Origin of the sequence: Terribacillus jepli (assembly GCF_047228925.1) — a bacterium.
GTDB lineage: Bacteria > Bacillota > Bacilli > Bacillales > Amphibacillaceae > Terribacillus.
Map to the genome: position 1 here is coordinate 73,169 of NZ_JBFEGH010000013.1, position 14,669 is coordinate 87,837.

11 protein-coding genes are annotated in these 14,669 nt (G+C 45.2%); all 11 read left to right on the top strand.

What is annotated here, in order from left to right:
• The first annotated feature begins 6 nt into the window (after positions 1–6).
• On the top strand, positions 7–1,260 hold the full coding sequence (gene rhaA, locus AB1K91_RS14665) for an L-rhamnose isomerase (protein WP_413090810.1): 1,254 nt from the start codon (positions 7–9) through the stop codon (positions 1,258–1,260).
• Between the two features lie 53 nt (positions 1,261–1,313).
• The gene (locus tag AB1K91_RS14670) at positions 1,314–2,075 is read left to right on the top strand and encodes a DeoR/GlpR family DNA-binding transcription regulator (RefSeq protein WP_413090812.1); all 762 of its coding nucleotides are present in this window, start codon (positions 1,314–1,316) and stop codon (positions 2,073–2,075) included.
• A 49-nt stretch (positions 2,076–2,124) separates the two neighbouring features.
• A complete protein-coding gene (locus AB1K91_RS14675) occupies positions 2,125–3,144 on the top strand; it encodes an autoinducer 2 ABC transporter substrate-binding protein (protein WP_413090814.1) in 1,020 nt (339 codons plus the stop codon).
• A complete protein-coding gene (locus tag AB1K91_RS14680; protein ID WP_413090816.1) occupies positions 3,134–4,888 on the top strand; it encodes a sensor histidine kinase in 1,755 nt (584 codons plus the stop codon). The genes AB1K91_RS14675 and AB1K91_RS14680 overlap by 11 nt, the downstream gene beginning before the upstream one ends.
• Before the next feature lie 15 nt (positions 4,889–4,903).
• A complete protein-coding gene (locus AB1K91_RS14685) occupies positions 4,904–6,427 on the top strand; it encodes a response regulator (RefSeq protein ID WP_413090818.1) in 1,524 nt (507 codons plus the stop codon).
• 107 nt (positions 6,428–6,534) lie between these two features.
• Positions 6,535–8,052 (top strand): sugar ABC transporter ATP-binding protein, encoded by a 1,518-nt coding sequence (locus tag AB1K91_RS14690; protein WP_413090820.1) that lies wholly within the window; start codon positions 6,535–6,537, stop codon positions 8,050–8,052.
• Positions 8,053–8,068: 16 nt separating this feature from the next.
• A complete protein-coding gene (locus AB1K91_RS14695) occupies positions 8,069–9,079 on the top strand; it encodes an ABC transporter permease (protein ID WP_413090821.1) in 1,011 nt (336 codons plus the stop codon).
• Entirely contained in the window at positions 9,079–10,083 is a 1,005-nt protein-coding gene (locus tag AB1K91_RS14700) for an ABC transporter permease (protein ID WP_413090823.1), read from the top strand. The genes AB1K91_RS14695 and AB1K91_RS14700 overlap by 1 nt, the downstream gene beginning before the upstream one ends.
• 47 nt (positions 10,084–10,130) lie before the next feature.
• Positions 10,131–11,171, top strand: a complete 1,041-nt coding sequence (rhaS, locus tag AB1K91_RS14705) for a rhamnose ABC transporter substrate-binding protein (RefSeq protein ID WP_413090824.1) — start codon at positions 10,131–10,133, stop codon at positions 11,169–11,171.
• Positions 11,172–11,371: 200 nt separating this feature from the next.
• Entirely contained in the window at positions 11,372–13,135 is a 1,764-nt protein-coding gene (locus AB1K91_RS14710; RefSeq protein ID WP_413090826.1) for a cache domain-containing sensor histidine kinase, read from the top strand.
• Entirely contained in the window at positions 13,135–14,604 is a 1,470-nt protein-coding gene (locus tag AB1K91_RS14715; RefSeq protein ID WP_413090828.1) for a response regulator transcription factor, read from the top strand. The genes AB1K91_RS14710 and AB1K91_RS14715 overlap by 1 nt, the downstream gene beginning before the upstream one ends.
• The last annotated feature ends 65 nt before the right edge of the window (positions 14,605–14,669 follow it).

Consider the following 14,669-nt stretch of genomic DNA (forward strand, 5'->3'; position numbering starts at 1 on the left):
AGACAAATGACAGTGATCAAAGCGTTTGAAATGGCAAAATCAGTGTATGAGTCACTAGGAGTCGATGTAGAAGCGGCATTGGCAAAATTGAAAACGATACCAATAAGCATTCACTGCTGGCAAGGGGACGATATCGGCGGCTTTGAAGTGCAGCAGAATGAACTTTCAGGCGGTATCGATGTGACTGGCAACTACCCTGGAAAAGCGACAACGCCAGAAGAGCTGCGCTCCGACCTGGAAATGGCGCTCAGCCTCATCCCGGGTAAACATCGCATCAATCTGCATGCTATTTATGCAGAGACCGATGGCCAGCATGTCGAGCGAAATGAAATAAAGCCGGAGCATTTCCGCAACTGGGTGGAGTGGGCGAAGCAGCATGGTCTAGGATTGGATTTCAACCCAACTGTCTTCTCGCACGAAAAAGCAGCCGATGGTCTGACACTTGCTCATCCCGATGAAGAAATCCGACAGTTCTGGATCGAGCATTGTATCGCTTCGCGCCGGATCGGGGAATATTTCGGCAAAGAGCTAGGAACGGCGAGTCTTACAAATATTTGGGTCCCTGATGGTTATAAGGATGTGCCGAGTGACCGTCTGACGCCAAGGGAACGTCTGAAACGATCACTCGATCAAATATTTGCTGTCGAAATCGATGAAACCTACAATATCGATGCCGTGGAAAGTAAATTATTCGGTATCGGTTCCGAGTCCTATGTTGTCGGGTCCCATGAATTCTACATGGGTTATAGTCTGACCCGCGGCAAACATCTGCTGATGGATACCGGTCATTATCATCCAACAGAGATGGTTTCCAACAAAATAAGCGGCATGCTTCCGTTCACGGATAAAATTGCTTTGCATGTTTCCCGGCCAGTTCGATGGGACAGTGATCATGTGGTGACATTTGACGATGAATTGAAGGAAATCGCACATGAGCTGGTCCGAAACGATGCGCTTGATAAAATCCGCATCGGACTTGATTTCTTCGATGCCAGCATCAATCGTGTTGCTGCATGGGTAATCGGTACCCGTAACATGCAAAAGGCGCTACTTTATGCGCTTCTGACACCTCATAAAGAATTGAAAGAATACCAGGAGAAGGGACAATTCACGGAAAGGCTCATGCTGATGGAAGAACTGAAAAGCTATCCATTCGGTGCAATCTGGGATTATTTCTGTCAGGAAATGCAAGTACCGCGCGGAACTGCGTGGTGGCAGCATGTCCAGGAGTATGAAAGAAATGAAATGGCACGCCGGTAGCACGTCGGATTATGCTACACTATAATCAAAACGTGGTAAAGGCAGGAAAAGGTATGTTAGTTGCAGAAAGACAAAGAAAGATCGTCGAGCTGGTCAACGAACGGGCCAGCGTCCGGGTCACTGAGCTTAGCTCACTCTTTCATGTGACCGAGGAGACGATACGGCGTGACCTGGAGAAGCTGGAGAAGGAGCAGCTGCTGCACCGCAGCCATGGCGGGGCTGTCCGAATGGAAGAAGGTGCGACGGAAATTGCCTACGAAGCACGCGAAGTGATGCATATGCAACAAAAGCAGGCAATTGCCAGGGCAGCAGTCTCCGATATCCATACCGGGGAGCGGATCATTCTCGATGCCAGTACGACGGCATGGTATATGGCAAAAGAATTGCCTAATATGCCGCTTACAATCATCACCAACAGCATCAAAGTGGCACTTGCCTGCAGTACCAAGGATCAGATTCGGGTCATTTCGCTCGGCGGGCAGCTGCTGTCGAAATCATTATCTTTCGTCGGTCCTTTGACGGAGAGATCATTGACGACATATTACGTGGATAAAACCTTCCTTTCCTGTAAGAGTGTACATCTCGAACATGGTTTGAGCGATTCGAATGAACAGCAGGCGATCGTCAAGAAACAAATGATCGAAATAGCAGGTCAAACAATCCTGCTTGCCGATTCCAGTAAATTCGGCAAGCGAGCTTTCGCTACAATTACTGATTTGGATAGGATTTCGAAGGTCTACACAGATGCAGGTATAGATTCGATCACGAGAAGCTATTTTGAAAAACAGAACATGGAGTTCCAAGCTGTGAACTAATCAACCGACCCCGCAAAATATAGTTTGCGGGGTTGCTAAGGATGATTTCATGTATAAAAAAATGGTTGTCCTGCTTATCTTGTTGATTTTTGTAAGCGCTTGCAACAAAAGCGAGATTCTTTATGTGCAAGAAACTCCAGCCCCTGAGATCAAGCCGGGGCAAGAGGAGAAAATTGATATCGCAGTTGTACCGAAAGTGATGGACATACCCTACTTCCAGGCTGTCCGGGAGGGAGTGGAGGAAGCGGCCAAGTCATCCGGGGCCATTATCCATTTCAAAGGGCCAGCTACTGCAAATCCGGCTCAGCAAGAAGAAATCATTGATGCATTCATAAAACAGGATGTCGATGTCCTGGCGGTCAGTGTCATCGATCCGGACCGTTTGACACCAGTCCTGACAGAAGCCAGACAAAAGGGGATAACGGTGCTGACATGGGATGCGGATTCACACCCAGAGGGCAGGGAACATTTTATCAATATGGTCGATGCCGAAAAACTGGCAGAGCATTTACTGGATAGTTTGGCAGCACAAATCGGGGAAGAAGGAGAGTATATCATTCTTTCCGGATCGAGGTTTTCGCTCAATCAGGAAGAATGGCTCAATTGGATCAAGCATCATAACCGATCCTATTATCCGAATTTAGTCCTTCGCGAAGTTGCGTATACAAATGATGATCCTGTCACCGCATATCAGGAATCCAGGCGCGCGGTGAAGGATTATCCGGAATTAAAGGGAATCATCGGAATTGCATCACTCGGACCTCCAGCAGCAGCAACTGTCTTAAAGGAAGAGAATTTAACCAAGAGTATCGCTGTTGTCGGCTTGGCCTCTCCACGTGACATGAACAAGCATCTGAAGGAAGGGGATGTAAGCAGCATCACCTTATGGAGTCCGAAGAAGCTCGGTTACTTGACTGTCATGATCGCTAAGCTGATGCGCGATGGAACTGTGATTGAAGATGGTATGCACATAGATGGTGTCGGCAGAATTCAAGTGAATAAAGAGCAGATCATCATGGGTGAACCGATAGATTTTACAACGGAGAATGTGGATCAATATGATTTTTAAGCGAAGGATTCGTAACCTCTCCTTGATGCATAAACTGCTGCTATCTTACACTTTGCTGACCGTCATACCGGTTGCGCTCCTTGGTTTTTTTATCTATACGGCTTATACGAAAGCAGCACAAGAGCAAATCGGCTCTTTTATACCGCAGATGCTGGAGCAGGCAAGTCAGCAGATCGATCGGAATGTACAGGACGTAACCAATATGCCGGAAAGACTATACCAATCACAGGAAATGATTGAAATATTACGGGATGATAGTTTCCAGTCACATGCAGAAGCGATGCAGCAGCAATACAAAATGGAACGTTTCCTTTCCAATAGTTTCCTTCATAGCAGTTCATCGGATCTGCTAGGTGTATTCATCTTCTCCAAAAATAGAGTGTTTGCAGCTACAACAAAGGATTACAGCGGTTTCTCCCAAAAGGAAGCAGCTGTTTACGGGCAAAGCTTAGAGTTGGACAAAGGAAGCATCATCCTTCTTCCACAGGATACGAACCTAGTTTTCGAAAATGATGCGAGTTATTTGTTGATCGGAGTACCGCTGCAAGATCGCGATAATCAGGCATATCTAGGTACGATGTTTTTAGCGTTGGATGTAGCATTCATTGATCGGATCACAGGAACATTCAAAGAACACAATGCTGCTCGTATCAGGCTTGTGGAAAAGCTGTCTGGTACGATTGCCTTTGACTCGAGGGGAGGGAAGGATCTGGCAATCCCCCAAGATCTGTATCCAATTGAAAACGGCAGCTTCCTGCAGGATAGAAAGCTGGTTGGTATCACACCGGCCATCCAGCAAGAATATAGTTTGATCTATGAAATACCTACCGAAAAATTATTTTCCAAACAGCAGCAAACGCGGAACATCTCGATTGTTTTGTTCCTGTTATTCATCTTGTTTAGTGTATGTTTGTACACATTTGTTGCCTATAATGTCTCACAGCCTATCAAGCGGCTGATTGCTAATATGCGCAGCGTCCAGGATGGGCATTTCCAGAATACATTGCCAGTTACGAAACAAGATGAAGTGGGAAGGTTGACAGAGAGCTATAACGACATGATTCTCAGAATACGTGATTTGATCCAGAAGAATTATATGATCAAACTCAAGCAGCAAGAGGCCGAGCTGTATGCCCTGCAGACCCAGATTAATCCGCATTTCATTTTCAATACATTGGAAACCATCAATTATGCAATAGAAGCCGGTGAACAGGATGAAGTCATCCGTATCATTACGAAACTTGGCAGGATGCTGCGATATTCTTTGGATAACGGTGTCAAATTTGTACCACTTGCCGAGGAAATCGGTCACGTCGAGGATTTCCTGACTATCCAGCAATTTCGTTTTCACGACCGACTCACTTGGAAGACGTCTTGTCCTGAAAAATCAGCTAAGGTGCAAGTGCCGAAATTCATCCTTCAGCCGCTGGTAGAAAACAGTATCAAATACGGATTGGAGACCAATACGGCCATTCATATCGATATTAAGATTCATCAAATAGCTGACATCCTTGTACTTATGATAAAGGATGATGGACCAGGCTTCGACCCGGTAAGCAAACAAGAACTGGAAAAAGAGCTTGCGTTGGAACCTGGCATAACATCAAAGTCTGCCCATTACGGGTTAAGCAATGTTGCCAATCGAATCAAAATGCTCTATGGAAATGACTATGGCGTATCTTTGGAAAACGATCAAAAGGGTGCAACAGTACGGCTTTACTTACCGTTTCTTGAAGTTTCTTAAAATGGGGGAGTCTTGATGCAGGACTTGCAAATAATTATCGTCGAGGATGAATATCGGATCCGAGCGGGTTTGGAGAGGCTTATCGCCAATCAGCAGCATTGCACAGTGATGGGAACGTATGCCAATGGACAAGAAGCATTGGATGATTGGAATTCCGATAAGCCAGCCGATTTGGTGCTGACGGACATCAAGATGCCGGTCATGGATGGAATGACGCTGATCCACAGACTTAAAGAGACAGGCTACTCTGGAGATTTCCTTGTCTTAAGCGGATTCGACGATTTTCATTATGTGCAGCAGGCATTGCGCAATCAAGTTGCTGACTATTTATTGAAGCCGGTTGATAGGGAGCAGCTACAGGATCGGCTGCTACAGCTGTTGGAAAAGAAGCAGGAAAGACAGAAGAAGCAGGAAACGGAAAATCAGAAACAAGAACAGCTGCAGCTGCTGCGGGCCTTATCCGGTGAAAGCAGTCTGGCAAACACACAATGGACAGAGCTGTTTCCATCAGGTGAATACTATACATGTCAGCTGCAGCTGCTTAATTTTTATCAGCAAAAAGCAAAACGGGATCCTGTTCGTTTTCATCAAGAACTTAGTACGGTTGTCCGTTTATTGGATACGGAGCTGTCCAAGCAATGGCCAGTACATGGTTACTGGTGGTGGTGGGATCAAGAACAAAGCTTTGGACTGCTGGTGCAAACAGAGGAAAAAGCAGAAATAATAGTCGATTCACTCGTGAAAATTTTGTCTCACCGTACCTTCTTCAATCTGGCTGCTTCACCGGGACAAAGATTGCAGGAATTGGAATTGCTGCCTGCAGCATTGGAATCAGAGCAGATGGAGATAAAGCTCAAGCCTGTGCAGCCAGACAGTCATCATACCGATTCCATTAGCGATAATTTTCAATCCTATTTACATACGCTGCGATTTGCATTTAAGCAGTTCAGATTTGATGAGATGGATGCTGCCTTACACGGCTTGAAAGAAGAAGTAGAAGCTGGAGAACTGCATAATCCACTGGCGCTCCTTCAGTCTGCTGGTATCGAAATACTTCATGATGTCAGTAAACGTTTGCCAGTGACAGATATCAACCGGATGCTCCAAAAATTAGGCAAGAATATGAGCAGATCCATGACAGCAGCAGAGTTAGTGCAAGCGTTTGAAAATTGGTCCAAAGATTTGTCAGGAATGTGCATCCGGTTGGATAGACACACAGAGCATACGGCAATCGAGCGGGCAAAAGGGTTCATACATCATCATTTGCAGGACTCACTGACAATCGAGCAAGTTGCCGCACATGTGTATATGAATCCGACTTATTTTTGTGCGTATTTTAAAAAACATACAGATGAAACGGTCCTGCAATATGTGACGAAACAGCGCCTCGGATTAGCAAAACGCAGGCTTGAAGAAACGGATGACAAGGTGACAGCCATTGCTGATTCAGTCGGATATCACGATCATAAGTATTTCAGTAAATTGTTCAAAAAGCATACAGGAATGGCACCATCCGAATATAGACGGTCATCCCGTTAAGATGAACAGAAGAATAACCACCTTTTCAGAAAGACGTCCCCTTCTCGAAGCGGGACTTTTTTCATATCCTTTGTGTAAGCGCATTCAGTAACAAAGGAGGGGAAAGGATGCCAACGGAATATGTACTCGAAATGAAAGGGATCTCGAAAGCCTTTTCTGGTGTGAAGGCCTTGAATGATATGCAATTCCAGCTGAAGAAAGGAGAAATCCACGCTTTGATGGGCGAAAATGGGGCGGGGAAATCCACTTTCATAAAGATCATCACCGGTGTGCATCAACCAACGGAAGGTGAGATGTTTCTGTCAGGAGAAAAGGTGGCATTTCAGAATCCTGAACAAGCACAGCAGCAAGGCATCGCAGCGATCTATCAGCATGTAACCAGTTATCCTGATTTGTCTGTCACAGAAAACATTTTTATGAATCATGAAATAAGGCACCCGTTCTGGAAGACGCTTAACTGGCGGGAGATGCATAAACAAGCAAGACAGCTGCTGCGTGAACTGGGCAGCAGTTTGGATCCCAAAGCCCAAATGAATACATTGAGTGTGGCACAGCAGCAAATTGTCGAGATAGCCAAAGCAATCAGTACCAAAGCAAAAATCATCATCATGGACGAACCGACAGCTGCACTTACTGCAAGAGAAAGTGAAGAGCTGTACCGAATCACAGAAAAATTGCGGGATGAGGGCACTTCGATCATTTTCATTTCCCATCGATTTGAAGATATGTACCGCCTTGCCAGTCGGGTAACCGTGCTCCGGGATAGCAATTATATCGGAACTTGGGCTGTAGATGACATTTCAAATGAAAAATTGATTGTGGCCATGGTTGGCAGGGAAATCAATCAAATATTCCCTGATAAGACATCGAGTGCGAAAGAGACCCTGCTGGAAATAAAAAACCTGACGAAGCTAGGTGCCTTTGACGATATTAGTTTTTCGATCAGGAGCGGGGAAGTCCTCGGTATGACCGGACTGGTCGGAGCGGGGCGAACAGAGGTATGCCAGGCAATCTTTGGCATCACCCCCTTTGAAAAGGGAGAAATTCTGCTCAATGGCAGTGCTGTCCGGAATAAGAATCCACAGGAAGCGATGAAAAATGGAATCGGTTACTTAGCGGAAGATCGTTTGGAACAAGGTTTGCTGGTGGATTGGAGTATCGAGAAGAATATAACGCTTGCCAATTTATCTGAGCTATCGACTTTTATGTGCCTCCACCGCAATAAGGAAAAACAACAGGCCAAGAACTTCGGGGAGAAAGTGCAGATCAAAGCGACGAGTATTTTTGATCCAGTCAGTTCGCTCTCCGGCGGCAATCAGCAGAAAGTGGCGGTAGCGAAGCTTTTGACGAAAGATCTGAAGGTGATTCTATTGGATGAACCGACGAAAGGAGTCGACATTGGAGCCAAAGCAGCCATTTATGAAATTGTCCAGCAGCTTGCAGATGCTGGTTATGCTGTTCTGTTCGTATCCTCCGAAATGCCGGAGATCCTCGGTATGAGCGATCGGATTATCGTGATGAAAGAAGGCAGGATAGCAGCCGACTTCGTCAACAGAGGTATCACGCAGGAGATGATTCTGGAAGCTGCCATGGGTGAGGAACAAATGCAGGAAAAAAGCAGCTGAAGAAGGAGGGGATAAAATGGAAATCAAAGCGGGGATGGAAAAGAAGAATCCATTGGCACTATTCTATCAATTCAGGGAACTAGGGTTGTTCATCTTCATCGTCATTTTATGCATCGGCGTACAAATACGCAATTCCTCATTTTTAACAGGGGAGAACATCCTTGATATGGCTACCAATACATCGATCCTGGTGATCCTCTCCTTAGGAATGATGATCGTCTTGATCACTCGGGGAATCGATTTGTCGATCGGAGCTGTCATTGCACTCTCCGGCATGCTGACTGCTCAGCTGGTGGCAGCCAACCCGACAATCAATCCGTTTCTATGTTTACTCATCGGAATTGTAATCGGTTCGTTGTGCGGGATGATCATAGGTGTGCTGATTGCCAAAGTCGGCTTGCTGCCGATCATCGCCACACTTGCATTGATGAATATCTTTCGGGGGCTCACTTTTTTGGTCAGCGATGGCGAATGGGTCAGTTCCTATCAAATGTCGGAAGGGTTTGTAAGTATTGCAACCGGTACTTTCTTGGGAATGAACCATTTAATCTGGATTGCGCTGTTTTTCTGTCTCGTATTCTTCTATTTTCTGAATTACACACGAACCGGCCGGCAAATTTATGCAGTCGGCAGTAATCCGCAATCAGCGGCTGTAAGCGGTATAAAGCAAGGGCGTATCTTACTCCTTGTCTACACGATCATGGGTGGATTATCCGGGCTGTGCGGCGTCCTTTGGGTATCCAAATTCGCCTCGGCCCAGGGTGATACAGCTTCTGGCTATGAGTTGACTGTCATTGCCGCCTGTATTTTGGGTGGTGTCAGCATCGCAGGCGGTTCAGGAAAACTTGCTGGTGTCCTTCTCGGAGCCATACTGCTCGGCATCCTGAATAATGCGCTGCCGCTTTTGAATGTATCCCCATTCTGGCAAAACGGCATCCAAGGCTTCATCATCCTGCTTGCCGTCGTCGTCAATGCTATTGTGAAAAGACGCGTCGAAAGAACTCACCTGCTTAGGAGGGCTGGCTGATGGAACAAAGAAAGCAAACATATCAACCTCGTACGCTCGGAACCAATTTGCCGTTCTCCTGGAAACGTCTATTCTTCCAATGGGAATGGATGCTGCTGATCATTTTAGCGGCAGTACTCCTGCTTGGAAGCTATGTGTCACCTTATTTCCTTAACTATCCTAGTCTGCGGGACGGAACGATGGTCTTCCTTGATAAAGCGTTGATCGTCTTTCCGATGGCGATGATCATGATCATGCGGGATATCGATATTTCGGTCGGGTCGACTGTCGCTTTATCATCCGTTGTAATGGCTACACTATACACGAGTGCTGGGCTGCCGATGGAAGTGGCTATCATTGCTTGTCTTGCAACCGGTGCTGTCTGTGGTTTGATCAACGGACTTTTGATCGTCAAATTCAAGGAACTATCCGCTGTCATCGTCACGCTCGGAACGATGATCCTTTACCGAGGCATCGCCTACATCATTCTGAAAGACCAAGCAGCAGGCGGCTTTCCGGAATGGTTCGGATTCTTTGGATGGGGTTATGTTTTCGGAATACCGTTTCTCCTGATTGTATTTGCAGTATTGGCTGTGGTATTCGGTATCGTGCTGCACCAGACAACTTTCGGTAGAAAGGTGTTTGCCATTGGAAACAATCCGACAGCAAGTCGTTTTTCCGGTATCAAGGTGGATAAAATCAAGGTGATTGTTTTCATGCTGGCAGGATTGCTGGCTGCTGTGACCGCAATCTTCCTTACATCCAGAATGGGCAGTACAAGGCCTAACATAGCCACTATGTATGAACTTGACATCATCGCCATGGCAGCTCTTGGCGGAGTCAGCACAGCCGGAGGAAAAGGTCGTGTGCTCGGTGTCGTCATTGCCGTTTTCATTATCGGCTGCTTGCAATATGGGCTCGGACTGATCAATATACCGAGTCAGCTGTTCTTGATCATCATAGGAGCTTTGCTCATCCTGTCTGTTGCCATCCCGAAGCTTGGCGGGATGCTGAAAAAGAAGTGAGTATTCCAGCGCTTGCTGATACTAATAGATAAGAAGGGGAGACCGAGATGAAAAAGTGGAACAAATGGATTGGTATGATAGTGTTGATACTGCTGCTTGCTGCTTGCAGCCAGGGGGCACCGGAATCGAGCGGTACAGGCGGAGAGTCTGATGATGGACCGAAGAAATATGCTTTCGTATTTAAAAATACAGGCAATCCTTACGGAGAAAAGATGCAGGAAGGTTTTGAGAGTGCAATCAAAGAACTGGGCGGGGAAGTCATTCTTCGTTCACCTGATCAGCCGACTGCGGAAGGTCAAATCCAGATCATTGAACAGCTGATCACCCAAAAAGTGGATGTCATCGCGGTGGCAGGTAATGATCCAGATGCATTGGAGCCCGCATTGAAGAAGGCGAAAGACCAGGGAATCAAAGTATTGTCAGTTGATTCGGCAGTCAATGCAGCCAGTCGTGATATCCACGTTAACCAAGCAAACCCAGAGCGGATCGGACGTGTACAGATCGAAGCAGTCTCTGAGATGATCGGCGGCGATGGCCAGATTGCAGTCCTGAGTGCAACAAGCCAGGCTACCAACCAGAATGAGTGGATCGAATGGATGAAAAAGGAACTTGAAAAAGAAGAATACAAGGATATCGAACTTGTCAAAGTAGCTTACGGAGATGATTTGCGCGATAAGAGTGTATCCGAGACAGAAGCATTGCTCAAATCCTATCCGGATCTAAAAGCAATCATCGCACCTACGACTGTCGGTATTGCCGCAGCAGGCAAAGTACTTACCGATAAAGGTTTGGAAGGAGAAGTGGTCCTGACTGGCTTAGGTTTGCCGAGTGAAATGGCGACATATATTGAAAGCGGCGTCAGCCCATGGATGTATCTGTGGAATCCGATTGATGTTGGAAAAGGCGCTGCATATGCTGCCTACGAATTAGGTGAAGGCAACATCACTGGCGAATTAGGAGAGAAAGTAGATTTGCGTGATCTTGGTGAAGTGGAAGTAGTCGAAGATGGCGAGGGTACACAGATCATGCTGGGTGATCCGTTTAAATTCGATGAATCCAATATAGATGAATGGAAAGATGTATATTGACTGACATGAGACCGGGGGCTTTGCATCCCCCCGGTTTTTTTGGTGGGGAAAATCGATCTTGTTTATGTTTTCGAATAGGCATATCCGTTACAGGAAAATACGAGAAAAAGAACGTATGTATATAAAAATGAGTACAACTCGGAAACACACCCGAATTTTGTAAGCGCTTTTATATATTGGAGAATGAAAGCGGGGAATGGATGATGAGGGAGGAACGTGCGATTATAAAGTATTTAAAACTCATGAAAATGCGCCATCGATATTTTATTGCAATAACGCTTGTTTCGATCATCCCGCTGGCTGTACTGGGCATAACTTCGTATTATGTTGCGAAGACAACATTGATGAATCAACAAATCAATACAATGCAGACTCAAGTGAAAGCATCCAGTGAGCGTGCGGATGTCCTGTTGAAGAATATCATCAATATGCAGCGATTGATAGCTTGGAACAGTGATATACAAGCGGAGTTAAAAAAGAGCGCCGATATAACTTCTGACTCTTCGCAGGAGATGGAGAAAAGTATGGGGGAACGGATGGAGCATCTTTTATACAGCTATTTTATCGATACGCAGGATGTGGATTCCGTTTGTATATTCGATAAGCATTTTCGTGCTTTTTGTTATGGGAACAGCAGCAGTATGGGAAAGTATGATACAAGCGGAGGTGCAGTTCATGGAATAGATTCGCAGGATTGGTACAGACAAACGGAGGCGGCGGAAGGAAAAGTTTTGTTTTTTAGCCGCAATGTACTGCTGGATGATCCGTCCTCGAATACGTTTTCGTCCGTAAAGCTGCTGCGTGATTCGGATAATGTTTTTGAACAGCAAATTCTCGGAGTCCTGGTCGTGAACATTCATAAGTCTATTTTTTCGAGAGTCATAGAAGAGAGCCCCAATAGTGAATCTGTCATTCTGGACCAAGCAGAGACATCGAATCGAGTTGTTTATACGGAACCGATTGCCAATCCAGAAAAGAAAAGCAAGCTTTCTCTCCTTCAAAGAGATGATTTTCCAGAAAAGGATCATTTAATCAGCAGCTATCGGAATGAAACGACAGGATGGGCTTTTGTTCATATTATCGAAAAAGATGTTTTATTCAATGAAACTTACTTTATACGGAATGCAACGGGAATACTCGTTGGATTGATGGCGTTCTTTGCACTGATACTTTCCTTTATTACCTCTGGGAGAATTACGCATCCTCTGACGCAGCTGAAAAAGTTGGTTGTGGACTGGATGAAAACGACAAAAGAAAGACAGGCGGAAATAGCTTCTGATGACATAAGTTTGATAAGTAATACATTCAAACAAGTGACTTCCGAAAACATGGAGCTGAATCATTTGCTGATCCGCTCGAAACTGGAGATCAAAGAGGCAGAGCTTAACCTCCTGCAAGCCCAAATAAAGCCGCATTTTTTGTACAACACATTGGACGCTATCTATTGGATGGCGATCATGAATGATAATCAAGACATTGCCAAAATGACGAGTGCTCTTTCAGAAACTTTTAAGCTTAGCTTGAGTAAAGGGAAAGAAATGATAACAGTAGATGATGAATTGGCTCATATTCGTCACTATGTAACGATTCAGCAGCTGCGATTTCCTAATCGTATTACTTATGAAGAAGACGTTGACGATGCGCTCCTTGATATGGAATTTCTAAAACTATTGCTGCAGCCGTTAGTCGAAAATGCCATCTATCATGGGCTGGAACCGAAAATGAGTCCGGGAATAGTTCGGTTGACTGGAAAAATCAACGACGATGAAACGGTTTTTATCATTGAAGATAATGGTGTAGGAATAGAAGAGATGTCGAATACGACCAAGGGCTTTGGACTGAAAAATGTGCAGCAGCGCATGGAATTATATTACCCCTCCTCCACTTTTTCCATAAGGAGTGAAATGAATCTTGGTACTACTGTAGAGCTTCGTTTTCCAATCAAGACAAGGGGGGATTCCTGATGCTTCGTGCAGCTCTTTTTGATGATGAATTCATTGTTGTGCAAGGGCTTCAAACAATGGTATGTTGGGACAAATTTGGAATCGAGCTGATCGGTACCGCTCAAAATGGGGTGGAAGCGCTTGATTTCTTTGAAGCAAATAAACCGGATATCATCTTGACCGACATTCGAATGCCCGGATTGGATGGTCTAGCTCTCATCGAAAGGATATTGGTGATAGAACCGACCACCTTATGTATTGTATTCAGTGGATTTAACGATACAGCATATTTAAAGAAAGCGATTAAGCTGGGAGTTGTTGATTATCTTGAAAAACCGGTAACTTTATCTAAAGTAGAGGATGTCCTGGAACGAACGATAAAAAAAGCAAATCAGATCCAGCGGGTTAAGACATTGGAGACAGACTGGGAATTAAATCAGCAAGAACGTTTAAAACGCGCCCTGCTTCAGTTGATGCTTCACCATGAAGAAGGGGAGAGGGAATGGGAGCAAGTGATGCAGAACTATCCTAAAAAGGTGTACGGATTCACGGTTCTGGCACTTGCTACGGAAGATGCTATCCAATTGAAGAAACCTAATCTTAATAGCGTTACGATTCGTTCGGGAAAAGAGTACTTTCTCGTCCTTCTTCATCTTACAGCACTATCATGTCAACAAGATTTGGTCACATCAAGTGTAAAAGGTAAGGTAGGGATAGGCCGGACCTATACGGAGCCAAGGGAACTGTATAAAAGCTATCAACAAGCACAAAAAGCATGCCGTTATGCAAAATTCTTGGAAGTGCCTTTACTTCATTATGATGATCTTGATACAAATAATACTGCCCCGCAAGACTTCTCAGGCATGGAAAAGTCAATCTTTGTTTGTTTACGGACAATTGATGAAGCCAGTATGAAGGAACATGTAATGGATTGGATGAAAGAACTCTGTCAAACACGTCAGCTTGAAATTATGGAAAGAGAAATTCTTCGTCTTGTTTACCTGGGATTGGAAGTTGCAAAAGAAAATGGCGCACAAGTCCCCGGGTACGATTATTATCAAGAAATCAAAACATTGGATACAAGCGAAGAAATGGAGAATTGGCTGTTATCCAAGATGATCAGTTTTTTAGATGGAATCCGACAAGCCAAGCAGACCGCAATCCAGGGGACGGTCGAATGGGCGAAAGTGTTTCTCGAAAATCATTACCACAAAGACATCACACTGCAGGATGTCGCAGCTCGAGCAGGCATGAATACCACATACTTCAGCATGCTGTTCAAGGAGACTACAGGCACCACCTATATCAAATACTTGACCAGCCTACGGATTGAAAAAGCAAAGGAATTGCTGCTTGATGGGGGGAAAGTGAAGGACGTCAGTGAGAAGGTGGGGTATCATAGCTATCGTCATTTCACGGAAGTGTTTAAAAAACATACTGGTATAAGTCCCGGATTGTACAGAGAGAAGCAAAGAAAAAGCGCTACATGAAAAAATCGGATATCTTTCTGAATTATCCGGACTTAAATCTCCCTTTGTAAGCGTTTACAATGGAG